We start from the raw sequence: 25,964 nt of genomic DNA on the forward strand, positions 1-25,964 counted from the left end.
GCCATAGGGGCGTTGTCGCCAGCACGGAAACCGCATTTCAGAATGCGAGTATAACCGCCGGCGCGCTCCAGGTAGCGCGGGCCCAGTTCATTGAACAGCTTAGCCACGATCGCGTTGTCGCGAGTGCGGGCAAATGCCAGACGACGATTAGCAACGCTATCAGTCTTGGCAAGGGTGATCAGCGGTTCAACTACACGACGCAGCTCTTTTGCCTTAGGCAGAGTCGTCTTGATGATCTCATGACGAACCAGGGAGCTGGCCATGTTGCGGAACATAGCCTGACGATGGCTGCTGTTCCGGTTCAGTTGACGACCACTCAAACGATGGCGCATGACCTTATCCTTCTAACTAAATCTGTGAAACCCGTAATCTGGATTACTCGTCAGCGATGCTGGCGGGCGGCCAGTTCTCAAGGCGCATGCCAAGAGACAGACCACGGGAGGCCAACACGTCCTTGATCTCAGTCAGGGACTTCTTACCGAGGTTAGGAGTCTTAAGCAACTCAACTTCGGTACGCTGTACCAGATCACCAATATAGTGGATAGCTTCTGCCTTCAGACAGTTCGCAGAACGAACTGTCAGCTCCAAATCATCGACAGGACGCAGCAGAATCGGATCAAACTCGGGTTTCTCTTCTTTCTTCTCGGGCACGCTGACATCGCGCAGATCCACGAAGGCTTCCAGTTGCTCAGCCAAGATAGTGGCAGAACGACGGATGGCTTCTTCAGGATCCAGAGTACCATTGGTCTCCATGTCGATAACCAGCTTGTCCAAGTCGGTACGCTGTTCCACACGTGCTGCCTCAACATTGTAGGCAATACGAACGATGGGGCTGAACGCGGAGTCCAACAGCAGGCGACCAATAGGACGCTCTTCATCATCGTTGTGAACACGAGCAGAAGCAGGCACATAACCACGACCGCGCTGAACTTTCAGGCGCATGCTGATTTCAGCATTGGCACCCGTCAGGTGGCAGATTACGTGCTCCGGGTTTACGATCTCGACTTCATCACCGTGAGTGATATCACCAGCGGTAACGGGGCCTGTTCCAGACTTGGTCAGGGACAGAGTTACCTCGTCCTTGCCTTCCAGCTTCACAGCGATACCTTTCAGGTTGAGCAGGATTTCAAGAATGTCTTCCTGTACACCTTCTTTGCTGCTGTACTCATGCAGTACCCCGTCAATTTCGACTTCAGTAACTGCACAACCGGGCATAGATGACAGCAAAATACGACGCAGGGCGTTGCCCAGCGTGTGACCAAAGCCACGCTCGAGTGGCTCAAGAGTCACTTTCGCATGAGTCGGGCTAACTTGCTCGATGTCAACTAGCCGCGGTTTAAGAAAATCTGTTACAGAACCCAGCATTGTGTCCTCTCTTTAGAAGCTAGCTTTACTTGGAGTAAAGCTCGACGATCAGCTGTTCGTTAATGTCGGCAGACAGGTCGGAACGCTCTGGCAGACGCTTGAAAGCACCTTCCATTTTAGCGGCGTCAACCTCTACCCAAGTCGGCTTCTCACGCTGACCAGCAACTTCCAGGGAAGCTTTGATACGCGCTTGCTTCTTAGCCTTCTCACGAACGCAGATCACGTCCTCAGGGGAAACCTGGAAAGAAGGAATGTTCACAACGCGACCGTTAACCATGATGGCCTTGTGGCTCACCAGCTGACGAGATTCAGCACGGGTAGCGCCGAAGCCCATACGGTAAACAACGTTGTCCAAACGACCTTCCAGCAGCTGCAACAGGTTTTCACCGGTGTTACCCTTTTGACGGGCAGCGTCGCGGTAGTAGTTGCGGAACTGTTTTTCCAATACGCCGTAGATACGACGAACTTTTTGTTTCTCGCGCAGCTGAACACCGTAGTCGGACAGACGCGCTTTACGCGCACCGTGCTGACCAGGGGCAGTGTCAATCTTGCACTTAGAATCAATCGCACGAACACCTGACTTCAGGAAGAGGTCGGTGCCCTCACGACGGCTAAGCTTAAGCTTAGGACCGATATATCTTGCCATCTTCTTTCTCCAACAATCCTAGACCAAGTAGCTACAGCGTTATACGCGGCGCTTCTTGGGAGGACGACAACCGTTGTGCGGGATCGGAGTCACATCAGTAATGTTAGTGATGCGGAAACCAGCCGCGTTCAGGGCGCGGATGGAAGACTCACGACCGGGACCCGGACCTTTGACCATGACTTCCAGGTTCTTGACGCCATATTCTTTGGCCATCTCACCAGCGCGCTCGGCAGCTACCTGAGCAGCGAACGGGGTGGACTTACGAGAACCACGGAAACCGGAACCACCAGAAGTAGCCCAAGACAGAGCATTGCCCTGACGGTCAGTAATGGTCACGATTGTGTTGTTGAAAGATGCATGAACGTGCGCAATACCGTCGCTCACTTGCTTTTTAACGCGCTTGCGAGCACGAGTCGGAGTTTTAGCCATTTTCTACCTTCCCGTTACTTCTTGATAGCCTTGCGCGGACCCTTACGGGTACGAGCGTTGGTCTTGGTACGTTGACCACGAACAGGCAGGCTACGACGGTGACGCAAACCACGGTAGCAACCCAGATCCATCAATCGCTTGATGTTCATGGAAATCTGACGACGCAGGTCACCTTCAACGGTGAATTTACCTACTTGTTCACGCAGACTCTCGATCTGAGCTTCGTCCAGGTCTTTAATTTTCACATTCTCAGCGATACCGGCTGCGGCACAGATGGCCTTGGAGCGGGTACGACCGACGCCATAAATCGCAGTCAAAGCGATGACTGCATGCTTATGGTCAGGAATGTTAATGCCAGCGATACGGGCCACTATTCACTCCTACATATAGTAGATTACGACCACCACAAAGCCCGTGAGCGGATACGTGGCGGTCAACCAATACACAACAAAAGTTGGCTGGCTATATTAGCCAGCACAACTATTTGTTGCAAGTACTAACCGTAAAAAATTAGCCTTGGCGCTGTTTATGCTTTGGCTCGCTGCAAATCACACGCACCACACCGTGACGCTTGATGATTTTGCAGTTACGGCAGATTGCCTTAACGGAAGCACGAACTTTCATTGCTTAACTCCGTAACTACGCCGACCTTTAGCGGCCGTAGCCCTTCAGGTTGGCCTTCCTCAGGACGTCGCCATATTGATGAGACATCATATGGGTTTGTACCTGAGCCATGAAGTCCATGATAACTACCACAATAATCAGCAGCGAAGTGCCACCGAAGTAGAACTGTACGTTCCAGGCAGTCATCAAGAACTGGGGTACCAGACAGATAAAGGTTATATAGAGCGCACCTGCCAATGTCAGGCGAGTCATAACCTTATCGATGTAACGTGCTGTCTGCTCGCCCGGGCGAATCCCCGGGATAAAGGCTCCACTCTTCTTCAGATTATCTGCTGTCTCGCGGGGGTTGAACACCAACGCGGTATAGAAGAAGCAGAAGAAGATAATGGCTGCTGCATACAGCATCTCGTAAAGCGGTTGACCCGGCTGCAGGACCATAGAGACCTGTTGCAGGATATCAGCTACTTTACCCTCACCCTGACCAAACCAAGAGGTAATGGTCCCCGGGAAGAGGATGATACTGGACGCGAAAATCGCAGGAATCACACCAGCCATATTCACTTTCAACGGCAGGTGTGTGCTTTGCGCGGCGAATACCTGGCGGCCTTGTTGACGCTTGGCATAGTTAACGACGATACGACGCTGACCACGCTCCACGAACACCACAAAGTAAGTCACTGCGAAAACAATCAAGCCCAGCAACAACAACAGCAGGATGTGCAATTCCCCTTGACGTGCCTGTTCGGCCGTAGCGCCAATGGCATGCGGCAGACCAGCAACGATACCTGTGAAAATAATCAACGAGATACCATTACCAATCCCACGCTCGGTAATCTGCTCACCCAACCACATCAAAAACATGGTACCGGTGACCAGACTCACAACCGCTGTGAAATAGAAGCCTAGACCCGGATTAGTCACGAGTCCATGCATCATATTCGGCAGACCGGTTGCAATACCAATGGCCTGGAAAGTTCCCAAAACCAGCGTGCCCCAACGGGTATATTGGCTAATCTTGCGACGGCCGGATTCACCTTCTTTCTTGAGTTCAGCAAGAGCGGGGTGAACCACTGTCAGCAGCTGGATAATGATCGATGCCGAAATGTACGGCATGATCCCCAACGCAAGAATAGAAGCACGCGAGAGTGCACCACCACTGAACATGTTGAACATCTCAATGATGGTGCCCTTCTGTTGCTGGAACAACTCGGCCAGTACGGCGGCGTCAATACCAGGAATCGGCACATAAGAGCCTGCACGGAAAACGATAATCGCCCCGAGAACGAAGAGCAGACGGCTCTTCAGTTCACTCAGACCACCCTGTGCTTTAACATCCAATCCTGGTTTCTTAGCCATTGTACTGATTATTCCTCGATTTTACCGCCAGCGGCCTCGATGGCTGCGCGTGCACCTTTGGTGACGGACAGACCACGAACGGTCACAGCACGGTCAATGTTGCCTGACAGAACAACTTTAGCGAACACGATGTTCTTAGTAACAACACCGGCTTGCTTCAGAGTGCTCAGGTCGACCACATCACCTTCTACCAGGGCGATTTCGTTCAGACGCACTTCGGCAGAAACCAAAGATTTGCGAGAGAAGAAACCGAACTTCGGCAGACGGATTTTCAAAGGCATCTGGCCGCCTTCGAAACCGTTGCGGACTTTACCGCCACCGGAACGAGAGGTTTGGCCTTTAACACCACGACCACCAGTCTTGCCCAGGCCGGAGCCGATACCACGACCACGACGTTGTTTTTCAGGCTTGGAACCAGCGGCCGGAGACAGAGTGTTCAGACGCATGCTTAGCCCTCCACCTTAACCATGTAATAAACCTGGTTGATCATGCCGCGTACGCAAGGAGTATCTTCCAGCTCAACGGTGTGACCAATGCGACGCAGACCCAGACCACGCAGAGTCGCCTTGTGCTTTGGCAGACGGCCGATAGAGCTGCGAGTTTGAGTTACTTTTACAGTGTTAGCCATGTCGCATTACCCCAGAATTTCTTCAACGCGCAGACCACGCTTGGCAGCGATCTGTTCCGGTGATTGACCGTGAACCAGAGCGTCTACAGTAGCGCGAACAACGTTGATTGGGTTGGTGGAACCGTAGGTCTTGGCCAGCACGTTGTGGATACCGGCAACTTCCAGAACAGCACGCATAGCGCCGCCTGCAATGATACCAGTACCTTGGGAGGCCGGCTTCATGAACACGGTGGAGCCAGAGTGAACACCACGCACCGGGTGGTGCAGAGTGCCGTTGTTCAGCTCAACCTTGTTCAGGTTACGCTTAGCCTGTTCCATTGCTTTTTGAATAGCAGCCGGAACTTCACGGGCTTTACCGTAACCGTAACCTACACGGCCGTTACCATCACCCACCACGGTCAACGCGGTGAAGGACATGATACGACCACCTTTAACAGTTTTCGAAACACGGTTTACTGCAATGAGCTTTTCTTGCAGTTCGCCGGCTTGAGATTCGACTTTAGCCATCTTCGACTCCTAGCTTAGAACTGAAGACCAGCGTCACGTGCGGCAGCTGCCAGGGCAGCGATGCGACCGTGATACTTGAAACCGGAACGATCGAAAGATACGTTCTGAACGCCTTTGGCAATAGCACGCTCAGCGATAGCCTTACCTACAGCGGTAGCAGCATCTGCGTTACCGGTGTATTTCAGAGCTTCACTGATGGCTTTCTCTACTGTGGAAGCAGAGGCCAGAACTTCGGAACCGTTGGCTGCAATAACCTGCGCATAGATATGACGCGGGGTACGGTGAACAACCAGACGGGTAGCTCCCAGTTCCTGCATCTTTTTCCGAGCACGAGTAGCACGACGGAGACGAGCTGCTTTCTTGTCCATAGTGTTACCTTACTTCTTCTTAGCTTCTTTAGTACGCACTTGCTCGTTGGCATAGCGTACACCCTTGCCCTTGTAGGGCTCCGGAGCGCGGTAAGCACGGATATCGGCGGCGACTTGGCCAACCAGCTGCTTGTCGACGCCACGCAGAACGATTTCTGTAGCAGTCGGGCACTCAGCGGTCACACCAGCCGGCAGCGCATGCTCTACCGGGTGAGAGAAGCCCAGAGCCAGCGCAACAGCATTGCCCTTGATGGAGGCTTTATAACCTACACCAACCAGCTGCAGCTTGCGCTCGAAGCCTTGGGTAACACCGATTACCATGTTGTTGACCAATGCACGGGCAGTACCGGCCTGAGCGTCAGCACCAGCGATGCTGCCGCGCGGGGCGAACTTCAGTACATTGTCTTCTTTGGTCACTTCTACACCGGCGTGAATAGAGCGAACCAGAGAACCTTTACCACCTTTGATGGTCAGTTCCTGGCCGTTCAGAGTCACCTCTACGCCAGCAGGAATAGTGACGGGTGCCTTAGCAACACGAGACATTTCCTACCTCCTATTAAGCGACGTAGCAGATGATCTCACCGCCCATGCTTGCTTTGCGAGCAGCACGGTCAGTCATCACACCTTTAGACGTGGACACGATAGCAACACCGAGACCGCCCATAACTTTCGGCAGATCAGTAGTGCGCTTGTAAATACGCAGGCCTGGACGGCTTACGCGTTGGATCAGTTCTACAACTGGCTTGCCCTGGAAATATTTCAGTTCAATTTCCAGTTCCGGCTTCACGTCACCAGCTACGGAGTAGCCAGCGATGTAACCTTCTTCTTTCAGCACTTTGGCGATAGCCACTTTCAGCTTGGAAGAAGGCATGGAAACCGCAACTTTGCTCGCCGCCTGACCGTTACGGATGCGGGTCAGCATATCCGCGATCGGATCTTGCATGCTCATAAGTCTAACTCCCGAGATTCGTTACCAAGAAGCCTTCTTCAGGCCCGGAATTTCGCCCTTCATGGCATGCTCACGCACCTTGATGCGAGACAGGCCAAACTTGCGCAGGAAACCGTGCGGACGACCAGTAATATTGCAACGGTTACGCTGGCGGGACGGACTGGAATCACGGGGCAGCTGTTGCAGTTGCAGTACAGCATCCCAACGCGCTTCTTCAGAAGCGTTCATGTCAACGATGATAGCTTTCAGCTCGGCACGCTTGGTCGCGTACTTGGCTACCAGCTTGGCACGCTTTGCTTCGCGCGCTTTCATGGATGTTTTAGCCATAACCCTAACCTTACTTGCGGAATGGGAAGTTAAAGGCAGCCAGCAGAGCACGGCCTTCTTCATCGGTATTCGCGGAAGTGGTGATGGTGATATCCAGACCACGGACGCGATCGACTTTGTCATAGTCGATTTCCGGGAAGATGATCTGCTCACGCACGCCCATGGAGTAGTTACCACGACCGTCGAACGCTTTAGCGTTCAGGCCACGGAAGTCACGGATACGCGGTACGGAGATGCAGATCAGCCGTTCCAGGAACTCCCACATACGCTCGCCACGCAGGGTTACTTTACAACCTATCGGGTAGCCTTCACGAATCTTGAAGCCCGCAACAGATTTGCGAGCTTTGGTGATCAGCGGCTTCTGACCGGAAATGGCAGCCATATCGGCAGCAGCATTTTCCAGCAATTTCTTGTCAGAGATCGCTTCACCAACACCCATGTTCAGGGTGATTTTCTCGATCCGAGGGACTTGCATGATAGTCTTGTAACCGAACTGCTTGGACAGTTCATTTACTACATCGGATTTGTAGTAATCATGCAGTTTCGCCATCGTTAAACTCCAATTACTTCACAAGTTCGCCGGTGGATTTGAAGAAACGGACTTTTTTGCCGTCTTCAATCCGGAAACCAACGCGGTCAGCTTTGCCAGTGGCAGAGTTGAACAGCGCTACGTTTGATACATCGATGGGGGCTTCTTTGGTGACGATACCGCCAGCCTGACCCAGTGCGGGTACCGGCTTCTGGTGTTTCTTCACCTGGTTGATGCCTTCCACGATTACCTTACCTTTTGCAATCAGGACTTGAGTGACTTTGCCACGCTTGCCCTTGTCTTTGCCGGTAAGAACAATCACTTCGTCTTCGCGACGGATTTTAGCTGCCATCGTTCGACTCCTTACAGTACTTCGGGTGCCAGGGACACAATCTTCATGAACTTCTCATTACGCAGTTCACGGGTCACCGGGCCAAAAATACGAGTACCGATTGGCTGTTGGTTGTTGTTAAGCAACACAGCCGCATTGTTGTCGAAACGGATGACAGAGCCGTCCGGACGACGAACGCCTTTACGGGTGCGTACGACCACCGCGTTATACACATCACCTTTCTTCACTTTACCGCGAGGAATGGCTTCCTTGATGGAAACCTTGATGATGTCGCCGATGCCGGCGTAACGGCGGTGCGAGCCACCCAGAACCTTAATACACATTACACTGCGAGCGCCGGAGTTGTCGGCAACACCCAGCATACTTTGCATCTGGATCATCTTAGTGCTCCGCTTTGTTTACTTCTTATCCCTAATGGGATCTGGCTGCCTTCAAAAGGCGCGAAACTATAACACAGGATTTTCAGAAAAGGTAGCCTAAAAAACAAACGGCCCCTGAAAGGGGCCGCTTGGAGTACAAAGTACCGATTAGGCCTTTTCTACAACGGCAACCAGGGTCCAGGACTTGGTCTTGGACAGCGGGCGGCATTCGCGGATTTCCACGAGGTCGCCAGCTTTGCACTCGTTGTTTTCGTCATGTACGTGCAGCTTGGTAGTGCGCTTGATGATCTTACCGTAGATCGGGTGCTTTACCTTGCGCTCGATAGCAACAGTGATGGACTTGTCCATCTTGTCGCTGATTACACGACCTTGCAGAGTACGGATCTTGTCAGTCATTACGCACCTGCCTTCTCAGTCAGTACAGTCTTGATACGTGCGACGTCACGACGCACTTGTTTCAGAGTGTGAGTCTGAGCCAGCTGGCCGGTGGACGCTTGCATGCGCATGTTGAATTGCTCACGCAGCAGGCCCAGCAGCTCCTGGTTCAGTTCTTCGACGCTCTTTTGACGCAGATCTTGGGCTTTCATCACATCACCGTCTTAATTACGAAAGTGGTCTGAACAGACAGCTTAGCTGCGGCCAGGGCAAACGCTTCACGCGCCAGAGCCTCAGGTACACCGTCCATCTCGTACAGAACCTTGCCAGGCTGGATCGGGCAAACCCAGTATTCCACGTTACCCTTACCTTTACCCATACGAACTTCGAGGGGCTTTTCGGTGATGGGCTTGTCCGGGAACACACGGATCCAGATCTTACCTTGACGCTTAACGTGACGGGTCATGGCACGACGGGCTGCTTCGATTTGACGAGCAGTCAGTTGACCACGGGATGTCGCCTTCAGGCCAAAGGTACCGAAGGATACTTCGTTACCAGAGGTGGCCAGACCGCGGTTACGACCCTTGTGGGTCTTGCGGAATTTAGTACGCTTAGGTTGCAACATTTACCGAATCTCCTTACTTAGCAGCGCGGCGCTTGTTGTCACGCTTGGGCTTTGCAGGAGCTTGCTCTTGAGCAGCGGCAGCGTTAACAGCAGCCAGACCGCCCAGAACTTCGCCCTTGAAGATCCAAACTTTAACGCCGATCACACCGTAAGTGGTGTGGGCTTCAGAAGTTGCGTAGTCGATGTCGGCACGCAGGGTGTGCAACGGCACACGACCTTCACGGTACCATTCGGTACGCGCGATTTCAGCGCCGCCCAGACGACCGGAAACTTCCACTTTGATGCCCTTGGCACCCAGGCGCATTGCGTTCTGTACGGCGCGCTTCATAGCACGACGGAACATTACACGACGCTCCAGCTGGGAAGTGATGCTGTCGGCAACAAGTTTGCCATCCAGCTCCGGCTTGCGGACTTCGGAAATGTTGATCTGAGCAGGCACGCCAGCAATAGTGGCTACAGCTTTGCGCAGCTTCTCAACGTCTTCGCCTTTCTTACCGATGACAACACCCGGACGAGCGGTGTGAATGGTCACACGGATGCTCTTGGCCGGACGCTCAATGGTGATCTTGGACAAGGACGCGTTTTTCAGTTCCTTGGTCAGGAACTGGCGTACTTGAAAATCGCTGTACAGGTTGTCAGCGAAGTCTTTGGTGTTCGCGAACCAGGTAGAATTCCAAGGCTTGGTAATACCCAGGCGAATGCCATTAGGATGTACTTTCTGACCCATTGCTTATCTCCCAGCCTTAGCGTCGGATACCACTACAGTGATGTGAGCGGTACGCTTGAGGATACGATCCGCACGACCTTTGGCACGCGGACGGATGCGCTTCATGGAGGGACCTTCGTCGACCATGATAGTAGCAACACGCAGCGCGTCGATATCGGCGCCTTCGTTGTGCTCAGCGTTTGCAATGGCAGATTCCAGCACTTTCTTAACCAGCACAGCAGCCTTTTTCGGGCTGAAGGTCAGGATATTCAGAGCCTTGTCTACGGACAGACCACGTACTTGATCGGCTACCAGACGAGCTTTCTGGGCAGAAGTACGGGCATAACGGTGTTTAGCGATAGCTTCCATCATTTATCCCTTAGCGCTTCTTAGCCTTCTTATCAGCAGCATGGCCGCGATAAGTACGAGTCGGTGCGAATTCACCCAGTTTGTGACCGATCATTTCTTCGGTAACGAAAACCGGAACGTGCTGACGACCATTATGGACAGCGATGGTCAAACCGATCATGTTCGGGATGATCATTGAACGACGGGACCAGGTTTTAACCGGCTTTTTATCCCCGCTTTCCACCGCTTTCTCTACCTTCTTCAGCAAGTGCAGGTCAATAAATGGACCCTTCTTGAGAGAACGTGGCATGGTGATTCCTCTATGTTAACAATTACTTGTTACGACGACGTACGATGTACTTGTCGGTACGCTTGTTCTTACGGGTCTTGAAGCCTTTAGCCTTCTGGCCCCATGGGGACACAGGCTGCATGCCCTTGTTACGACCCTCACCACCACCGTGCGGGTGGTCAACCGGGTTCATCGCCATACCGCGAACGGTCGGACGAATACCACGCCAGCGGTTTGCACCGGCTTTACCCAGTTGACGCAACATGTGCTCGGAGTTACCGACTTCACCGATGGTAGCGCGGCACTCGGCCAGAACTTTACGTACTTCGCCGGAACGCAGACGCAGAGTTACATAGTTACCTTCACGAGCCAGGATCTGGATGAAAGTACCAGCGGAACGAGCCAGCTGGGCACCTTTACCAGGCTTCATCTCTACAGCGTGAACGGTAGAACCAACCGGGATGTTGCGCATCGGCAGGGCGTTACCTACCTTGATGGCTGCATCAGCACCAGAAGCGATCGCGTCACCAGCTTTCAGGCCTTTCGGAGCCAGGATGTAACGACGCTCACCGTCTGCATACAACACCAGAGCGATGTTAGCGGTACGGTTCGGATCGTATTCCAGGCGCTCTACTTTAGCCGGGATACCGTCTTTGTCGCGCTTGAAGTCGACGATACGGTAGTGCTGCTTGTGACCACCACCGATATGACGGGTAGTGATACGGCCGTTGTTGTTACGACCACCGGACTTGCTTTTGCTGTCCAGCAGAGCGGCGAAGGGCTTGCCCTTGTACAGCTCTTGATTGACGATCTTGACGACGTGGCGGCGGCCCGGAGAAGTAGGCTTGCACTTAACGATTGCCATTTTTGAGAACTCCTCTTACTCGGCTGCGCCCATGAAGTCGATGTCCTGACCAGCTTTCAGGGTCACATAAGCCTTTTTCCAATCGGAACGACGGCCTACGCGTGCACCTGCGCGCTTGGTCTTACCCTTCATGTTCAGGGTACGGACGGTCTCAACTTCGACCTCGAACAGTTTCGCAACTGCAGCTTTGACTTCCGCCTTGGTAGCATCAACAGCAACTTTGAACACGATAGTGTTCTGCTTTTCTGCAACCATGGTGCTCTTTTCAGAGATGTGCGGAGCCTTCAGAACTTTCAGCAGACGCTCTTCACGGATCATGCCAGCATCTCCTCGATTTGCTTAACTGCATCAGCAGTCATCAGAACCTTGTCGAAAGCGATCAGGCTGACCGGGTCGATACCGGCAACGTCACGCACGTCAACTTTGTACAGGTTGCGAGCAGCCAGGAACAGGTTCTCATCGACTTCAGCAGTCACGATCAGAACGTCAGTCAGTTCCATTTCTTTCAGCTTGGCGATCAGTTCTTTGGTCTTCGGAGCTTCGATGCCGAACTTCTCAACAACGATCAGGCGCTCTTGACGTACCAGCTCGGACAGAATGCTACGGATAGCGCCGCGGTACATCTTCTTGTTTACTTTCTGGCTGTGATCTTGCGGCTTAGCAGCAAAAGTCACACCACCGGAACGCCAGATGGGCGAACGGATGGAGCCAGCACGGGCACGACCAGTACCCTTCTGACGCCACGGCTTTTTGCCGCCACCAGACACTTCAGAGCGAGTCAGCTGCGCACGAGTACCCTGACGGGCACCAGCGGCATATGCAACGACGACCTGGTGAACCAGAGCTTCGTTGAATTCGCGCCCGAAGGTAGTCTCGGAAACTTCAAGAGCGCTCTTGGCGTCTTTCATTACCAATTCCATTACTATCTCCTCAGACGTTACGCTTTGACGGCAGGTTTGACGATCACGTTGCCGTTGGTTGCACCCGGTACTGCACCTTTGATGAGCAGCAGGTTGCGTTCAGCGTCAACACGAACCAGTTCCAGGTTCTGAGTCGTTACACGCTCAGCACCCATGTGACCAGCCATCTTTTTGCCCTTGAATACACGACCCGGAGTCTGGTTCTGACCGATAGAACCCGGAACGCGGTGAGACAAGGAGTTACCGTGGGTCATATCCTGGGTGCGGAAGTTGTGGCGCTTAACAGTACCAGCAAAGCCCTTACCTTTGGATGTGCCGGTAACGTCTACCAGCTTAACGTCAGCGAGAAGATCTACTTTCAGCTCGCTACCAACAGTGAAAGTTTCACCGTTGTTCAGGCGGAATTCCCACAGACCGCGACCGGCTTCTACACCAGCTTTGGCGAAGTGGCCAGCTTCCGGCTTGGTCACACGGCTGGCTTTCTTGGCGCCAGTGGTAACCTGAATAGCGTTGTAGCCGTCGGTTTCTACAGATTTGACCTGAGTTACACGGTTAGCTTCAACTTCGATAACAGTCACCGGGATAGAAACGCCATCTTCAGTGAAGATGCGAGTCATACCCACTTTGCGACCTACAAGACCGATTGTCATTGTTATCAACCTCTTTCCGTAATTAACCCAGGCTGATCTGGACGTCTACACCAGCTGCCAGATCCAGACGCATCAGGGCGTCTACGGTCTTGTCAGTCGGCTCAACGATGTCTACCAGACGCTTGTGAGTGCGGATCTCGTACTGATCACGCGCATCTTTGTTGACGTGCGGGGAGATCAGGACGGTGAAGCGCTCTTTGCGAGTCGGCAGCGGAATAGGACCGCGAACCTGCGCGCCAGTGCGCTTAGCAGTTTCAACGATTTCCGCAGTGGATTGATCAATCAGGCGATGATCAAAAGCCTTCAGGCGGATACGGATTCTTTGGTTCTGCATTGACAGAGCTCCAATAGATAAAAGAACATAAATCAACACCGCCCGACCGAGATTTCTCCCGCCAGAGGTGTGATTTTTCACGTTTCCCCCCATATCGGGAGGACTGTATGGCTGGCTCCTGTAAACAGGAAACTCAGCAGCAGACATATCGTCTGGCTTACCTCATGGGTAAGCGGAGGGGATTATACGGATTTTTCAAATTTGCGCAAGGGAGAACGAACAGATTATGCGCAGTTTTATGTGACAGATGGATCTCGCCTGCGGCAACGCACTCTGCTGCCAACACCCAAGTAACGACAATGTTACAAGCAGACTGGTAGACTGTGTGCTTGCCTCTGTCAGTGGAACGACATCCCATGCTCAAAGATCAAAAGAAAGCCTATCAGTATGGCCTTTGCGCCGTTGCCCTCTGGTCGACGGTCGCCACAGCCTTCAAGATCTCCCTCGCCTATTTCGAACCTGTGCAACTGTTGCTTGTGGCCGCCTTCACCTCGACTCTCACGCTGACAGCCGTCGTCGCCAAACAGGGCAAACTGCCGCTGCTGGGGAGCTACATCAAGGCCCGCCCTTTCTACTACCTGACTCTGGGCGTGCTGAATCCCTTTCTCTATTACCTGTTGCTGTTCAAAGCCTATGATCTGCTGCCTGCCCAGCAGGCACAGACCCTCAACTACACCTGGGCTATCACTCTCAGTCTGCTGGCCGTCCCCTTCCTCGGCCAGAAGCTGCGTCGGCGTGATGGCGTCGCCATCGTGTTGGGGTATTTTGGCGCACTGGTGATCGCCACCAGAGGGGATGTATTCGGCCTCCAGTTCGACAGCCCCCTCGGCGTGACGCTGGCGCTGGTCTCGACCCTCATCTGGGCCAGCTACTGGATCCTCAACACCCGCAATCAGGGCGATCCCATTGTCAGCCTGTTGCTTGGCTTTATGATCAGCCTGCCTTTTATCGTTGTGGCGACCTGGTTGCTCTCAGATTTTGCCATGACCGCCTGGCAGGGATGGGCTGGTGCCATCTATGTGGGACTGTTCGAAATGGGTTTCGGTTTCGTGCTCTGGCTGATGGCGCTGCGCCATGCCACCAACACGGCCCCCATCAGCAACCTCATTTTCATCTCGCCGTTTGCCTCGCTGGTGCTGCTCAATCTGCTGATCGGTGAAGCCATCCATCCGGCCACCCCCATCGGGTTGGCGCTCATCGTTGCCGCCCTGCTGATCCAGCAGCTCAAGTACGGCAAACGCTATCGAGCATCAGTCGAAACCAAGAGCTGACCATGCAGAAGGGCGTATCCACGGATACGCCCTTCTCTCAATCCATCCACTCCTGTGGCTGATGTTTCGGCAGCCGCATCTCGACCAGCAAGCCGCCGAGATCCGAGCTTCCCAGCCGGATAGTGCCGTGGTGCTGGGCGACTATCTTGGCCACGATGGCCAACCCCAAGCCACTACCGCCAACGGTACGCGCCACATTCCCCTGAGTAAACGGCTTGAGCACCCGGGAATAGTCCTGCTCCGGAATGCCGGGGCCATCATCGGAGAGGCGCAAGCGCACCCAGTGCCCATCGTCCTTGAGCTCGGCATGCAAACGGCTCGCCCCATAACGCTGCGAGTTGCTTGAGAGGTTGTTCAACACCCGCCGGATACTGACCGGATTGCAGGCCACCCGCACCGCCTCTTGCGGCAGCGCCAGATCGACCTCAAGCCCCTGCTCCGAGTAGATCAGCAAGGTATCGTGCACCAGCTGGGTCAGGTCGATAGGCTCCAAATCCTGCCCCTCGTCCGGGCGGATGTAGTCGATGAACTGATCGATGATGGCATTGGACTCATCAATGTCGGCGTTGATGCTCTCCTTGAGGTACTCGTCACCGGAGGACATCATCTCGGTGGCCAGCCGGATGCGGGTCAGCGGAGTGCGTAGATCGTGGGAGACCCCCGCCATCATCAGGTTACGCTCTTCGATCAGGCTCTTGATGGAGTGCGACATATGGTTGAAGGTGCGGGTCAGCCGCCGCACCTCCCTTGAGCCCAGCTCCCCCAGCGCCTCGGGGAAATGGCCCCTGGCAACAGCAACGGCACCAGCCTCGAGATCCTCGAGCGGGCGCACCAGCTGCCGGGCAAAGCGCCAGGCCGCAAACAGGGTGATCACCAGCAGCACACTCAGATAGATGATGAGGGGTTCGATATCGTCATCTTCAATCTCGGTCAGCGGGATCCGCACCCAGATTTTGCTGGCCTGCGGCGGCTGGATCCAGATGATGTAGTGATCCTGGATTTCGACCCGCACCTTGGCAGGGCCACCCAGTTCGCGACTGATGTTCTCCTCCAGATAGGGGTACGGCTTGGCCTCGTTGAAGCCATGCTGCACCGCCTCGCTCTGGGTATAGATGTCGGTACCGGTCGTCACATAGACCAGCGCCTCTGCATCTTCACTCAGCGCCAGTTGTTCTGTGTTGACCGGAAAGATCAGCTTGACCTGATTGGCCAGCAAGTGACTGATCTGCTTGACGGTCGGCGCCAGCAGATAGTTGTAGAAGGTGACGTAGGAGACCGCTTGATAGACCACCAGGACGGCGGCCAGAAACCAGAGCATGCGGGAAAACATGCTGCCGACTTTTTTCATGCACCGTCACCATCTGGCACGAACACATACCCCAGACCCCAAACGGTCTGCAGGTAGCGGGGCTGGGCCGGATCCTGTTCCAGCAGGCGGCGCAGGCGAGAGACCTGCACATCGATGCTGCGCTCGGTGGCGGTGTATTCGCGGCCACGGGCCAGATTCATCAGCTTGTCGCGGGAGAGCGGTTCACGCGGATGGCTGACCAGCACCTTGAGCACCGCAAATTCACCGCTGGTGAGCGCCATCGGCTCGCCATCCCGGCTCAGCTCGCGGGTCGCCAGATTGAGCTGGAAGGCGCCGAAGTTGACCACCTTCTCTGCAGCAGAGGGTGCCCCCGGCAGCTCGACGGTATGGCGGCGCAGCACGGCACGGATCCGCGCCAGCAGTTCGCGTGGGTTGAACGGCTTGGGCAGATAGTCATCGGCCCCCATCTCGAGCCCGACGATGCGATCCACTTCATCCCCCTTGGCAGTGAGCATCAACACCGGGATCTGGTTGCCCGCTTCCCGCAGACGGCGGCAGATGGAGAGCCCATCCTCCCCCGGCAACATCAGGTCGAGCACCATCAGGCTGAAGTTTTCACGAGTCAGCAAGCGATCGGCCTGCTCGCCATTGGCCACGCCGCGCACTACGAATCCCTGCTCGGTGAGATAGCGTTCCAACAGGGAACGTAATTTCAGGTCATCGTCCACGACCAGGATCTTGTATTGCTGCTGACTCATTGCTTTGCCTCTTCATTCTTTAGCTGCCCCCAATACTAGGGGGGGATATAGCGGGAGCAAAGCACAAATATGTTACCGGTTATTACCCATCCCGAGAGCGTGACGACCATCAAGTCACTGCGCTGGCCAGCTACTCCCTGAATGGCGCCAGCCAGCCATCACGATTTCCCTCGACAGCAAGAGGACAAAAGCTAATATTCCCGAGCAGTTAGCGATGAATACCCCTCTTTGACCAGGTCCGCATCACCATGAAGACAAAGCTGATCACCCGCGAAGGCTACAACAAGCTGAAAGAAGAGCTCGATTTCCTCTGGCGTCAGGAGCGCCCCGAGGTAACCAGAAAGGTGGCATGGGCCGCCAGCCTGGGGGATCGCAGCGAAAATGCCGACTACCAGTACAACAAGAAGCGGCTGCGGGAGATCGACCGGCGGGTGCGCTACCTGCGCAAATGCCTCGAAGAGCTGGGGATCGTCGACTATGCCCCCGCGCAGGAGGGCAAGGTCTTCTTCGGCGCCTGGGTCGAGGTGGAAAACGATGAGGGCGAGACCAAGCGCTTTCGCATCGTCGGCTATGACGAGATCTTCGAGCGCAAGGATTACATCTCCATCGACTCCCCCATGGCCCGCGCCCTGCTCAAGAAAGAGGTCGGTGATGAGGCCATCGTCCGTACGCCAGTTGGTGACGTCTGCTGGTATATCAACGAGATCAGCTACCCCAAATAGCCGGACTGCTTGCCACAGGCACATCCTGAGTCACAGGTGCAATGGCAAGATAAACGCCCCCCCTGCGACTTTATCAGTCTGACGGGTGCAGACCCCGGCGCAGGGTGGCATCCCGCAACACGACCCCATATAGTGCTCACACTTGGCGCCTGATGGCGCGGACTCGACCACAGAGGCCCTCAACAACATCATGATGCAAACCATAGAGAGACAGATTGCCGGTGAGCTCCATGCTCGCCCGGAGCAGGTGCAGGCCGCAGTGCGCCTGCTGGATGAAGGCTCGACCGTGCCCTTTATCGCCCGTTACCGTAAAGAGGTGACCGGCGGTCTGGACGACAGCCAACTACGTACTCTGGAGAGCCGCCTCGGCTATCTGCGTGAACTGGAAGATCGCCGTCAGGTGATCATTCGCTCCATCGAAGAGCAGGGCAAGCTGACCCCCGAGCTGATGCGCGAATTGAATGGCGCCGACAGCAAGACCCGACTGGAAGATCTCTACCTCCCCTACAAGCCCAAGCGCCGCACCAAGGGGCAGATGGCGATCGAAGCCGGGTTGGAGCCGCTGGCCAATCTGCTGCTCAGCGACCCGATGCAGGATCCCGAGCAAACTGCAGCCACCTTCCTCAATCTCGAACAGGGCATTGCCGACAGCAAGGCAGCCCTCGACGGCGCCCGCTATATCCTGATGGAGCGCTTCGCCGAGCAGGCCGACCTGCTGGAGAAGCTGCGCGACTACCTGTGGCAAAATGCCACCCTGCGCGCCCGCGTGGTGGCAGGCAAGGAGCAGGAAGGGGCCAAGTTCAAGGACTATTTCGAACACGACGAACCACTGCACAAGGCCCCCTCCCACCGGGTGCTGGCCATGTTGCGCGGCCGTAATGAGGGGGTCCTCAATCTGGCGCTGGTCACCGGTGACGATGAGAGTGCCAGCCCCTGCGAAGGGATCATTGCCCACCACCTCAAGCTCAATCTGCAGAACCGCCCAGCCGACAAATGGCTGCAGGGGGTGGTGAGCTGGACCTGGAAGATCAAGTTGTCGCTTCAGATGGAGACCGAGCTGATCGGCCGCATCCGCGAGTCGGCAGAGGAGGAGGCAATCAAGGTGTTCGCCATGAACCTCAAGGATCTGCTGATGGCGGCCCCGGCCGGCATGCGCTGCACCATGGGGCTGGATCCGGGCATCCGCACCGGGGTCAAGGTTGCCGTGGTGGATGCCACCGGCAAACTGGTCGATCACGCCACCATCTATCCATTCGAACCAAAACGCCAGATTGATCAGAGCCTCAAGACCCTGAGCGAGTTGTGCCAGAAGCACAAGGTCGAGCTCATCAGCATCGGCAACGGCACCGCCTCGCGGGAGACCGACCGGCTGGTCAGCGACCTGTTCGAGCGCTACCCCGCCGCCAAGGCGCAGAAGATAGTCGTGAGCGAAGCGGGGGCCTCGGTCTACTCCGCCTCCGAGCTCGCCTCCCAGGAGTTCCCGGATCTCGACGTCTCGATCCGTGGCGCCGTCTCCATCGCCCGCCGCCTGCAAGACCCGTTGGCCGAGTTGGTCAAGATCGACCCCAAGAGTATCGGGGTAGGTCAGTATCAGCACGACGTCGGCCAGAGCCAGCTGGCCCGCCGGCTGGATGCCGTGGTCGAGGATTGCGTGAACGCGGTCGGGGTCGATGTGAACACCGCCTCGGTCGCCCTGCTCAACCGGGTTTCCGGCCTCTCCCAGACGCTGGCCCAGAACATCGTCGCCTATCGGGATGAGCACGGCGCTTTCAAGAGCCGTCAGCAGTTGCTGAAAGTCAGCCGACTCGGCCCCAAAGCCTTCGAACAGTGCGCCGGCTTCCTGCGCATTCGCGGCGGCAGCAATCCCCTCGACAGCTCGGCGGTACACCCGGAGTCCTATCCGGTGGTGGAGCGGATCCTCGCCAAGCTGGAGCAGACAGTGGAGAGCCTGCTCGGCAACAGCAGCCTGCTGCGCAGCCTGAAACCGGCCGATTACACCGATGAGCAATTTGGCGTACCTACCGTCACCGACATCATCGGCGAGCTGGACAAGCCGGGCCGCGACCCGCGCCCCGAGTTCAAAACCGCTACCTTCAAGGAAGGGGTGGAGCAGATCAGCGACCTGGTGCCAGAGATGGTACTGGAAGGGGTGGTCACCAACGTCACCAACTTCGGCGCCTTCGTCGATATCGGTGTTCATCAGGACGGTCTGGTGCACATCTCCTCCCTGACCGACCGTTTCGTCAAGGATCCCCGTGAGGTGGTCAAGGCTGGCGACATTGTGCGGGTCAAGGTGCTGGAAGTGGACGCCCCGCGCAAGCGGATCAGCCTGACCATGCGCCTCGACGAAAAGGCAGGGCAACCCGCCCGCAAGTCGGCTGAAGCGCGCAACAGCAGTGCTGGCAACGCCAAACCAAGAAATGAGCCGCGCCAAAGCGCCCCTATGGGTGGCGCCATGGGCAACGCCTTCGCGGCTGCGCTCTCCAAAGCGAAAAAGTAACGAAACCGTCCGGAACGCCTCTGAATGCAAAAAGCCCCGCAAGGGGCTTTTTTACACGCGAAGCTCAGGATCACTGCGTCAGGGCAGCAAGTATGCTCTCGGGCTCTCCATGCTGGGCCAGCACCTCCCGCAGTCGATTGAATGCCTTGCAGGCCTCTTGCGGATACTTGCCGTAAGAAACGACGCCGGTGTGGCTCCAGCCAGCCGCCAGCATCACTTTCTTCTTGAAACTGGTTCCTTCAGTTCCCCCTCCCCCGAGCTGCATCAGAAACTGCTCCATCTGCAGGTGGGGAGGCGGTACACGGGAGAAGGTGGTGAAATCTTCCGCTTTGACTTCATCGAAATGCATGACAGCTCCTGTGAAATTGGAATGGGCCTGATCTTCAGGTTAGTTGCAAAACAGGCAAAGCAGCTGAAAGTTTGGCGAGGGTGATTCAGATATGCAGACTGAGGGACTGGGTAGAAGCCGGGCTGACAGCCTGTTGATAGTGGCCCGCGATGACGCTGTTGCGCTTGTCCATATAGGCACTCAGCACACCGCCCGATTTCGCGCTCTGCTCGGCCATCAGCTCTTTGCGCGCCTTGGCTTCACTCGCGGCGGCGCTGCGTGCAACGGCCAAATCCTGCGCGGAAGGCTCGGCAGGCGCCAGCGCTGCAGAGCGGATCTGCTGCATCTTGGCGATGGTAGCCGCAGGGTCACCGGGTACGACACTGGTATCGATCTGGACTTCGCCACCCGTAGCATAACGCTTGCCATCCGGCCCTTGCGTAAACTGATAGGTGGGCGAGCTGGCGTACTCTCCACCCGCAGACTGGTGAGCCTGCTCGTGAGTACGCACCTCCTTGTCACGCTCGACAAGATCCTGAACCTGCTGCTCTTGCCGCTGTTGCTGCTCCTGCTGTTTGGGATCTTGCTGCTTGCGCTGCCCATCCTCACCGGTGGCCTCGACAAAGCGATTGTCTGGCAGTGTCGTCGGCGCTAATTGTCCGGTTTCACGGCTGTTCTGGGAGCTCTGATTGCTGGAGGCCTGACCAGCTTTGGATTTCTCTTTCTGGGAGCCGACTTCAGATTCGGCAACGGAGGCTTGGCCCGCTCGGGCCTGCGGGATCAGTTCTGCCCGGCGATTATCCGTCCTCGCTGCTTCCACCTGGGGTTGCAGCTGTGTCGGGATAAGGGGAGGCAGACTGACATTGATGTTCATCTCACACCCGGATGTCGATCAGGGTTCCCATCATCTCGCTGGCAGTCTGCACTACCTTGGCGGAAGCGCCAGCCTGTTGCTCGGCCACCTTGAGATTGACAAGCTCATCGGTCACTTGCACCTGATCCCCGCTGGGGGTGTTGAGGCGGGCGATCTGATTGGATGCCTTGTCGGCAATCTGCTCGGCTCGCTGAAATCCCTGAACCCCGCTGTTGAAAGCAGAATCAATACGCATGGTGTTACTCCTCTGGTCACAGCTTAATTATCCGCCAGACCAGAGGATTAATGAAGCTTACAGGCTGTTTTTTAGCCAACAAAATCTCGAACGATTTCAATGAATTCGTCAGGGTGGGAGATAAAAGGTGCGTGTGAGGCCTTATTGAGAGTCACGCTGCAGCTGGCAGGGTAGAGATCATCCAGCAGGGGAATGGCCGCCTTGGGCACCAATGAATCCAGTCGGCCATAGATCCGCAACCAGGGCAGATCGAGCTCCTGCAGCGGTTCGCGCAGATCAATCTCGGCCAACAGCGTCAGTCCAGCCTCGAGTGCGGCAAACTCGGGCACCGGCCGCTCGGCCAGCCATTGGCGCAACTGACGGATATCGTCTCTGGCATGTTCGCTGCCCATGGCCTGGATCGCCAGAAAGCGCTCTATGGTCTGGCGAAAATCCCCCGCCAGCATCTGGTTGAAGCCGGTCAGTACCTTGGGGGCAATTCCGGGCCACTCGTCCCGCGCCATAAAGCAGGGAGAGCTGGCTACCGTGATCAGGGAGTGCAACCGATCGGGATGAGTCAGCGCCAACTGGCTTGCCACCAGACCGCCGAGCGACCAGCCAAGCAGATGGCACTTCTGCGGCAAGATGGCGGCCACCTGCTCGGCAAGCCAGGGCAGGCTGTAATCCACCTCGTCTGCCAGCGGGCTGTTGCCAAAGCCGGGCAAATCCACCAGATGAACCCGATAGTGGGACGCCAACTGTTGGGCAACACCATGCCAGACCGCACCATTCATCCCCCAACCGTGCAACAGCACCAGATCGGGCCCCTGGCCAAACTGCTCTACCGATATGCTCATCTAGACTCAAGATCCCTGTTCATGCTCTTGAGGTCAGCATGTTAAAGCGACTGCTCGCTAAAGCAAGCCCGCTGCTCGGCAACCACGGCGACTGGCAAGGGAGTTGCCTCCTCTGTCATCAGCCTTGCGATAACGAGCCCCTGCTCTGCAGCTGGTGTCGGCAGGCGCTGCACCAGTCACAGCCGAGATGCCACTTCTGCGCCGCACCGCTGGCTGACTATATAGAAGAGAGCATACCGGTCTGTGGTCGCTGCCAGCGCAGACCTCCCCCCTGGGAGCGGTTACAGGTGATTGGCGACTACCAAACCCCCTATCCCATGTTGATCCCCCGGCTTAAGTATTCCGGCCAGATCCTGCTGGCGCCGCTACTGGCACTCCTCTTGGCCGATCATCTGGATAGCAGCAATCCGCCAGAAGCGATCATTCCGGTTCCCCTTCACTGGTGGCGGCAGTGGCGGCGCGGGTTCAATCAGGCGGAGGAGATCGCGCAAGCCCTTGGCGAGTTCACCGACATTCCCTGCGACAACACTCTGTTGCAGCGCATCAAGGCGACCCCGCAACAAACAACCCTGAGCGCCGGGCAGCGGCGGCGCAATCTGCGCGGGGCATTCCGGATCCGCTCCCACAAATACCGTCATGTCGCCCTGCTCGATGACGTTGTGACCACAGGCGCCACCGCCGGTCAGCTCAGCCGTCTGCTCCATGAGAGCGGCATCACAAAGGTAGAAGTGTGGGCAATCTGTCGTACCCTGCGGCACAGCAAGTAGCCATCGGCATGCTACCCAAGCATTAATAACCGCGTTATCATGAATACCCTAGTCGTACACTCAGGTTTATGAGGATAGTGATGATCAGCATTTCCGACGCCGCCCAGGCCCATTTCCGTAAACTGCTGGAAAAACAGCCTGATGGCACCAATATCCGGGTGTTTGTGGTCAATCCGGGAACCCAGAATGCCGAGTGTGGCGTATCGTATTGCCCGCCCGATGCCGTGGACCCGGAAGATCAACACCTGCCCTTCAGCGGCTTCGACTGCATGGTCGATCCCCTGAGCGCCCCCTTCCTGGTGGATGCCACCATCGACTTCGTGACCGATCAGATGGGCTCCCAGCTCACCCTGAAAGCACCGAACGCCAAGATGCGTAAAGTGGCCGACGACGCGCCGCTGATCGAGCGCATCGAGTACGTGTTGATGTCCGAAGTGAACCCCATGCTGGCCGGTCACGGTGGCAAGGTCACCCTGGTCGAGCTGACTGAAGACAAACTGGCCATCCTGCAGTTTGGCGGCGGTTGCAACGGTTGCTCCATGGTCGATTACACCCTGAAAGAGGGGATCGAGAAGCAGCTGCTGGAGAAGTTCCCGGGCGAACTCAACGGCGTGAAAGACGCCACCGAGCACCAGCGCGGCGACCACTCTTACTACTGATTTGCAGCCCTTGCAGCAAAGAAAAGGCCCCGCCATCTGGCGGGGCCTTTTGCATGGGCAATCGGCAGATTACTCGTCCTTCTTGTCTCGCGACAGCAGGGCGATGGCCGCCTCTTTCGGGTTCTTACCCTCGTAGAGCACCTTGAAGATCTGCTCACAGATGGGCATCTCGACGCCGCAGCGGGCCGCCAGCAGATGCACCTCTTTGGTGTTGCGATACCCCTCCACCACCTGACCGATCTCGGTCATGGCGGTGTTCACATCCTTGCCAGCCCCGAGGGCCAGCCCGAAGCGACGGTTGCGCGACTGGTTGTCGGTACAGGTGAGCACCAGATCCCCGAGCCCCGCCATCCCCATAAAGGTTTTGGCATCGGCACCCAGCGCCGCACCCAGACGCTGCATCTCCACCAGACCCCGGGTGATGAGCGCGGTTCTGGCATTGGCGCCAAACCCGAGCCCGTCGGAGAGACCGGCACCGATGGCGATGACGTTCTTCACCGCCCCACCCAGCTGCAGACCGACGAAATCCGGATTGGTATAGACCCGGAACGAGCGGCCACAGTGCAGCAGATGGGAGAGATCGTCGGCGAACTCGTCGTGAGTCGAAGCGACCGAGATGGCGGTCGGCAGACCGGCAGCCAGCTCCTTGGCGAAGGTGGGACCGGAGATCACCGCCAGCGGTATCTCGTCACCCAGCACTTCACGGGCCACATCCTGCAGCAGACGGCCACTGTCCGGCTCCAGACCCTTGGTGGCCCAGGCGATACGGGTATCGGGGCGCAGGAAGGGTTTGATCCGGGTCAGTACATCACCAAATACATGGCTCGGCACGACCAACAGCAGCACGGGAGCCGCTTGTACCGCACGTTGCAGATCCGCAGTTAGCTGCAAATCAACAGGAAAAGGGACATCAGGCAGAAAAGCCTTGTTGCAGCGGTCTTGTTCCAGCTCGGCGACATGAGCAGGGTCGTGACCCCACAGCAGGGTCGGATGACCGTTGCGCGCCAGAGAAATGGCAAGGGCGGAGCCATAAGACCCCGCCCCCAAGACCGAGATAGCGATCTGGTCAGCCATTATCAGGCTTCCGCAGTCGCCTGCTGGGCCTGTGCTTGCGCCATGTGCTGGGCAAACAGGGCATCGAAGTTGACCGGTGCCAGGTTCAGCTGCGGGAAGGAACCCTTGCTCACCATGTTGGCCACGGCTTCGCGGGCATACGGGAACAGGATGTTCGGGCAGAAGGCAGCCAGGCAGTGAGCCAGTTGCGGCTCCGGCAGGTTACCGATGGTGAAGATACCAGCTTGCTGTACTTCGCACAGGAAGGCAGTTTCGGTTTCCAGTTTGCAAGTCACGGTCAGGGTCAGGACAACCTCGTACACGCTCTCAGCCAGGATGTTGGTCTTGGTATCCATATCCAGCTTGACGTCCGGCTGCCACTCTTTCTGGAAGATGTGCGGGGTGTTCGGCGCTTCGAAAGAGACATCCTTGGTGTAAACACGCTGGATGTGGAATTCCGGTTGTACTTCCTGGTTGTTGATCTCGTCAGCCATTTCGTTTGATTCCTTGTTATATGGATAAGTGGGCTCAGGCCCTGCTTAAATCAGCGTTTCTTGGTTACCGGCAGATTTTCTGCACGCCATTGGGCCATGCCACCGCCGAGCACATAAACCTGCTTGAAGCCAGCTTTGCTCAGCTGACGGCCCGCGCCGCCCGCAGTCATTCCCGACTCGCACACCACTATGATGGGGGCATCTTTATGCTTTTCAACCGGGCCCAGATTATTGCTCTGGATCTGGGTCAGCGGCAGGTGCTGGGCACCGGCCAGATGGCCCTTGGCATACTCTTCCTGACTGCGAATATCCACCACGGTGGCATTCTCGCGGTTGATCAGCAGGGTCGCGGTGTGGTTGTTGACGGTTTTTACCGGGGACAAACGGGCACGCACAGTGGTGTAAACCAGGGTGCCAGCCAGACCCAACCAGGCTGCGGTCAGCAGCGGGTTACGGGCCGCAAAATCCAAATACTCTTGCATCTTCTACTATCCAGGGACCAAGACAAGGGCCCGAGTATACATGGGGGTATTGATAAGATCAGCCATCTTGGCGGCAAAGCGCGAGCAGGCTCCCATCATCATTG

42 protein-coding genes (1 of these 42 running past the window's edge) are annotated in these 25,964 nt (G+C 56.2%); 5 read left to right on the forward strand and 37 right to left on the reverse strand.

Annotation, left to right across the window (positions count from 1 at the left end):
* The 28 genes from rplQ to rpsJ form a co-directional block, all read right to left on the reverse strand.
* Positions 1–332, reverse strand: partial view of a 50S ribosomal protein L17 gene (gene rplQ, locus I6L34_RS09505; RefSeq protein WP_005307999.1) — the 5' portion only. Its footprint begins 52 nt before the window's first position; only the first 332 of its 384 coding nucleotides appear in the window; its start codon is at positions 330–332; its stop codon lies off the left edge, out of view.
* 43 nt (positions 333–375) lie between these two features.
* Complete coding sequence (rpoA, locus tag I6L34_RS09510) at positions 376–1,365, reverse strand: DNA-directed RNA polymerase subunit alpha (RefSeq protein WP_005307997.1); 990 nt, start codon at positions 1,363–1,365, stop codon at positions 376–378.
* A gap of 25 nt (positions 1,366–1,390) precedes the next feature.
* On the reverse strand, positions 1,391–2,011 hold the full coding sequence (gene rpsD, locus I6L34_RS09515) for a 30S ribosomal protein S4 (protein ID WP_005340600.1): 621 nt from the start codon (positions 2,009–2,011) through the stop codon (positions 1,391–1,393).
* A gap of 39 nt (positions 2,012–2,050) precedes the next feature.
* Positions 2,051–2,440, reverse strand: a complete 390-nt coding sequence (gene rpsK / locus I6L34_RS09520) for a 30S ribosomal protein S11 (protein ID WP_005307993.1) — start codon at positions 2,438–2,440, stop codon at positions 2,051–2,053.
* 14 nt (positions 2,441–2,454) lie between these two features.
* Positions 2,455–2,811 (reverse strand): 30S ribosomal protein S13, encoded by a 357-nt coding sequence (gene rpsM / locus I6L34_RS09525; protein ID WP_005307991.1) that lies wholly within the window; start codon positions 2,809–2,811, stop codon positions 2,455–2,457.
* A gap of 139 nt (positions 2,812–2,950) precedes the next feature.
* Positions 2,951–3,064, reverse strand: a complete 114-nt coding sequence (gene rpmJ / locus I6L34_RS09530) for a 50S ribosomal protein L36 (RefSeq protein WP_005319705.1) — start codon at positions 3,062–3,064, stop codon at positions 2,951–2,953.
* Positions 3,065–3,091: 27 nt separating this feature from the next.
* On the reverse strand, positions 3,092–4,420 hold the full coding sequence (gene secY / locus I6L34_RS09535) for a preprotein translocase subunit SecY (RefSeq protein WP_005340602.1): 1,329 nt from the start codon (positions 4,418–4,420) through the stop codon (positions 3,092–3,094).
* A gap of 8 nt (positions 4,421–4,428) precedes the next feature.
* The gene (rplO, locus tag I6L34_RS09540; protein ID WP_005340604.1) at positions 4,429–4,866 is read right to left on the reverse strand and encodes a 50S ribosomal protein L15; all 438 of its coding nucleotides are present in this window, start codon (positions 4,864–4,866) and stop codon (positions 4,429–4,431) included.
* Between the two features lie 2 nt (positions 4,867–4,868).
* On the reverse strand, positions 4,869–5,048 hold the full coding sequence (gene rpmD, locus I6L34_RS09545) for a 50S ribosomal protein L30 (RefSeq protein WP_005307985.1): 180 nt from the start codon (positions 5,046–5,048) through the stop codon (positions 4,869–4,871).
* A 6-nt stretch (positions 5,049–5,054) separates the two neighbouring features.
* Entirely contained in the window at positions 5,055–5,555 is a 501-nt protein-coding gene (rpsE, locus tag I6L34_RS09550) for a 30S ribosomal protein S5 (protein WP_005340605.1), read from the reverse strand.
* 14 nt (positions 5,556–5,569) lie between these two features.
* Entirely contained in the window at positions 5,570–5,923 is a 354-nt protein-coding gene (gene rplR / locus I6L34_RS09555; protein WP_005340606.1) for a 50S ribosomal protein L18, read from the reverse strand.
* A gap of 9 nt (positions 5,924–5,932) precedes the next feature.
* On the reverse strand, positions 5,933–6,466 hold the full coding sequence (gene rplF, locus I6L34_RS09560; protein WP_005340607.1) for a 50S ribosomal protein L6: 534 nt from the start codon (positions 6,464–6,466) through the stop codon (positions 5,933–5,935).
* Positions 6,467–6,479: 13 nt separating this feature from the next.
* Positions 6,480–6,872: a 30S ribosomal protein S8 gene (rpsH, locus tag I6L34_RS09565; protein WP_005307980.1), complete on the reverse strand. Its 393-nt coding sequence runs from the start codon at positions 6,870–6,872 to the stop codon at positions 6,480–6,482.
* A gap of 21 nt (positions 6,873–6,893) precedes the next feature.
* On the reverse strand, positions 6,894–7,199 hold the full coding sequence (gene rpsN / locus I6L34_RS09570; protein ID WP_005340609.1) for a 30S ribosomal protein S14: 306 nt from the start codon (positions 7,197–7,199) through the stop codon (positions 6,894–6,896).
* Between the two features lie 10 nt (positions 7,200–7,209).
* Positions 7,210–7,749: a 50S ribosomal protein L5 gene (gene rplE, locus I6L34_RS09575; RefSeq protein WP_005331162.1), complete on the reverse strand. Its 540-nt coding sequence runs from the start codon at positions 7,747–7,749 to the stop codon at positions 7,210–7,212.
* Positions 7,750–7,762: 13 nt separating this feature from the next.
* Positions 7,763–8,080, reverse strand: a complete 318-nt coding sequence (gene rplX, locus I6L34_RS09580; RefSeq protein ID WP_005307977.1) for a 50S ribosomal protein L24 — start codon at positions 8,078–8,080, stop codon at positions 7,763–7,765.
* Between the two features lie 11 nt (positions 8,081–8,091).
* Positions 8,092–8,460, reverse strand: a complete 369-nt coding sequence (rplN, locus tag I6L34_RS09585) for a 50S ribosomal protein L14 (protein WP_005307975.1) — start codon at positions 8,458–8,460, stop codon at positions 8,092–8,094.
* 147 nt (positions 8,461–8,607) lie between these two features.
* Positions 8,608–8,856, reverse strand: coding sequence for a 30S ribosomal protein S17 (gene rpsQ, locus I6L34_RS09590; protein WP_005307966.1), 249 nt, complete (start codon positions 8,854–8,856; stop codon positions 8,608–8,610).
* Positions 8,856–9,047: a 50S ribosomal protein L29 gene (gene rpmC / locus I6L34_RS09595; RefSeq protein WP_005307965.1), complete on the reverse strand. Its 192-nt coding sequence runs from the start codon at positions 9,045–9,047 to the stop codon at positions 8,856–8,858. Before rpmC ends, rpsQ begins: the two co-directional genes overlap by 1 nt.
* On the reverse strand, positions 9,047–9,460 hold the full coding sequence (gene rplP / locus I6L34_RS09600) for a 50S ribosomal protein L16 (protein WP_005340612.1): 414 nt from the start codon (positions 9,458–9,460) through the stop codon (positions 9,047–9,049). Before rplP ends, rpmC begins: the two co-directional genes overlap by 1 nt.
* A 13-nt stretch (positions 9,461–9,473) precedes the next feature.
* On the reverse strand, positions 9,474–10,187 hold the full coding sequence (gene rpsC, locus I6L34_RS09605) for a 30S ribosomal protein S3 (RefSeq protein WP_005307962.1): 714 nt from the start codon (positions 10,185–10,187) through the stop codon (positions 9,474–9,476).
* Between the two features lie 3 nt (positions 10,188–10,190).
* Positions 10,191–10,535: a 50S ribosomal protein L22 gene (rplV, locus tag I6L34_RS09610; RefSeq protein ID WP_005319741.1), complete on the reverse strand. Its 345-nt coding sequence runs from the start codon at positions 10,533–10,535 to the stop codon at positions 10,191–10,193.
* Positions 10,536–10,545: 10 nt separating this feature from the next.
* Positions 10,546–10,824: a 30S ribosomal protein S19 gene (gene rpsS / locus I6L34_RS09615; RefSeq protein ID WP_005307960.1), complete on the reverse strand. Its 279-nt coding sequence runs from the start codon at positions 10,822–10,824 to the stop codon at positions 10,546–10,548.
* Between the two features lie 22 nt (positions 10,825–10,846).
* Complete coding sequence (gene rplB, locus I6L34_RS09620; protein WP_005340614.1) at positions 10,847–11,668, reverse strand: 50S ribosomal protein L2; 822 nt, start codon at positions 11,666–11,668, stop codon at positions 10,847–10,849.
* Positions 11,669–11,683: 15 nt separating this feature from the next.
* Entirely contained in the window at positions 11,684–11,983 is a 300-nt protein-coding gene (rplW, locus tag I6L34_RS09625; RefSeq protein WP_342690021.1) for a 50S ribosomal protein L23, read from the reverse strand.
* The gene (gene rplD / locus I6L34_RS09630) at positions 11,983–12,588 is read right to left on the reverse strand and encodes a 50S ribosomal protein L4 (protein WP_005340616.1); all 606 of its coding nucleotides are present in this window, start codon (positions 12,586–12,588) and stop codon (positions 11,983–11,985) included. The genes rplW and rplD overlap by 1 nt, the downstream gene beginning before the upstream one ends.
* Before the next feature lie 17 nt (positions 12,589–12,605).
* On the reverse strand, positions 12,606–13,238 hold the full coding sequence (gene rplC, locus I6L34_RS09635) for a 50S ribosomal protein L3 (RefSeq protein WP_005340620.1): 633 nt from the start codon (positions 13,236–13,238) through the stop codon (positions 12,606–12,608).
* A 22-nt stretch (positions 13,239–13,260) separates the two neighbouring features.
* Entirely contained in the window at positions 13,261–13,572 is a 312-nt protein-coding gene (gene rpsJ / locus I6L34_RS09640; RefSeq protein WP_005307944.1) for a 30S ribosomal protein S10, read from the reverse strand.
* Positions 13,573–13,928: 356 nt separating this feature from the next.
* Between rpsJ and I6L34_RS09645 the strand changes: the two genes are divergently transcribed.
* Entirely contained in the window at positions 13,929–14,843 is a 915-nt protein-coding gene (locus I6L34_RS09645; protein ID WP_005355344.1) for a DMT family transporter, read from the forward strand.
* A 37-nt stretch (positions 14,844–14,880) separates the two neighbouring features.
* Here the strand turns inward: I6L34_RS09645 and envZ are convergent, their stop codons facing one another.
* Together envZ and ompR are read right to left on the reverse strand one after the other, a co-directional pair.
* Entirely contained in the window at positions 14,881–16,191 is a 1,311-nt protein-coding gene (gene envZ, locus I6L34_RS09650; protein WP_021230784.1) for a two-component system sensor histidine kinase EnvZ, read from the reverse strand.
* Positions 16,188–16,910: a two-component system response regulator OmpR gene (gene ompR / locus I6L34_RS09655; protein ID WP_058056363.1), complete on the reverse strand. Its 723-nt coding sequence runs from the start codon at positions 16,908–16,910 to the stop codon at positions 16,188–16,190. Before ompR ends, envZ begins: the two co-directional genes overlap by 4 nt.
* 248 nt (positions 16,911–17,158) lie before the next feature.
* Between ompR and greB the strand changes: the two genes are divergently transcribed.
* Together greB and I6L34_RS09665 are read left to right on the forward strand one after the other, a co-directional pair.
* Complete coding sequence (gene greB, locus I6L34_RS09660) at positions 17,159–17,632, forward strand: transcription elongation factor GreB (protein WP_005340627.1); 474 nt, start codon at positions 17,159–17,161, stop codon at positions 17,630–17,632.
* A gap of 190 nt (positions 17,633–17,822) precedes the next feature.
* Positions 17,823–20,132 carry a Tex family protein gene (locus I6L34_RS09665; protein WP_216956685.1) on the forward strand — a complete coding sequence of 770 codons (2,310 nt, stop codon included), beginning with the start codon at positions 17,823–17,825 and terminating at the stop codon, positions 20,130–20,132.
* A 70-nt stretch (positions 20,133–20,202) separates the two neighbouring features.
* Here I6L34_RS09665 and I6L34_RS09670 read toward each other — a convergent pair whose 3' ends face one another.
* From I6L34_RS09670 to bioH, 4 genes are all read right to left on the reverse strand, one after another.
* The gene (locus tag I6L34_RS09670) at positions 20,203–20,481 is read right to left on the reverse strand and encodes a hypothetical protein (RefSeq protein ID WP_005355353.1); all 279 of its coding nucleotides are present in this window, start codon (positions 20,479–20,481) and stop codon (positions 20,203–20,205) included.
* An 85-nt stretch (positions 20,482–20,566) separates the two neighbouring features.
* The gene (locus I6L34_RS09675; RefSeq protein ID WP_058056364.1) at positions 20,567–21,334 is read right to left on the reverse strand and encodes a putative metalloprotease CJM1_0395 family protein; all 768 of its coding nucleotides are present in this window, start codon (positions 21,332–21,334) and stop codon (positions 20,567–20,569) included.
* Position 21,335: 1 nt separating this feature from the next.
* Positions 21,336–21,569: a flagellar basal body rod C-terminal domain-containing protein gene (locus I6L34_RS09680; protein ID WP_005342675.1), complete on the reverse strand. Its 234-nt coding sequence runs from the start codon at positions 21,567–21,569 to the stop codon at positions 21,336–21,338.
* Positions 21,570–21,640: 71 nt separating this feature from the next.
* Positions 21,641–22,405 carry a pimeloyl-ACP methyl ester esterase BioH gene (gene bioH, locus I6L34_RS09685; RefSeq protein WP_075116222.1) on the reverse strand — a complete coding sequence of 255 codons (765 nt, stop codon included), beginning with the start codon at positions 22,403–22,405 and terminating at the stop codon, positions 21,641–21,643.
* A gap of 38 nt (positions 22,406–22,443) precedes the next feature.
* Between bioH and I6L34_RS09690 the strand changes: the two genes are divergently transcribed.
* Entirely contained in the window at positions 22,444–23,172 is a 729-nt protein-coding gene (locus I6L34_RS09690) for an amidophosphoribosyltransferase (protein WP_075116221.1), read from the forward strand.
* Positions 23,173–23,252: 80 nt separating this feature from the next.
* Positions 23,253–23,831 (forward strand): Fe-S biogenesis protein NfuA, encoded by a 579-nt coding sequence (gene nfuA, locus I6L34_RS09695; protein ID WP_005340636.1) that lies wholly within the window; start codon positions 23,253–23,255, stop codon positions 23,829–23,831.
* Positions 23,832–23,900: 69 nt separating this feature from the next.
* On the opposite strand, the gene gpsA is transcribed toward nfuA, so the two are convergent.
* Genes gpsA through I6L34_RS09710 form a run of 3 tightly spaced genes read right to left on the reverse strand, consistent with a single transcriptional unit; the run spans position 23,901 to position 25,860 of the window.
* Complete coding sequence (gene gpsA / locus I6L34_RS09700; protein ID WP_058058785.1) at positions 23,901–24,905, reverse strand: NAD(P)H-dependent glycerol-3-phosphate dehydrogenase; 1,005 nt, start codon at positions 24,903–24,905, stop codon at positions 23,901–23,903.
* A 2-nt stretch (positions 24,906–24,907) separates the two neighbouring features.
* Positions 24,908–25,378 carry a protein-export chaperone SecB gene (secB, locus tag I6L34_RS09705; protein ID WP_042054222.1) on the reverse strand — a complete coding sequence of 157 codons (471 nt, stop codon included), beginning with the start codon at positions 25,376–25,378 and terminating at the stop codon, positions 24,908–24,910.
* 50 nt (positions 25,379–25,428) lie between these two features.
* Positions 25,429–25,860 carry a rhodanese-like domain-containing protein gene (locus I6L34_RS09710; RefSeq protein ID WP_005340640.1) on the reverse strand — a complete coding sequence of 144 codons (432 nt, stop codon included), beginning with the start codon at positions 25,858–25,860 and terminating at the stop codon, positions 25,429–25,431.
* Positions 25,861–25,964: the final 104 nt, after the last annotated feature.

It is taken from the genome of Aeromonas sp. FDAARGOS 1404, from assembly GCF_019047085.1.
Lineage (GTDB): Bacteria > Pseudomonadota > Gammaproteobacteria > Enterobacterales > Aeromonadaceae > Aeromonas > Aeromonas veronii.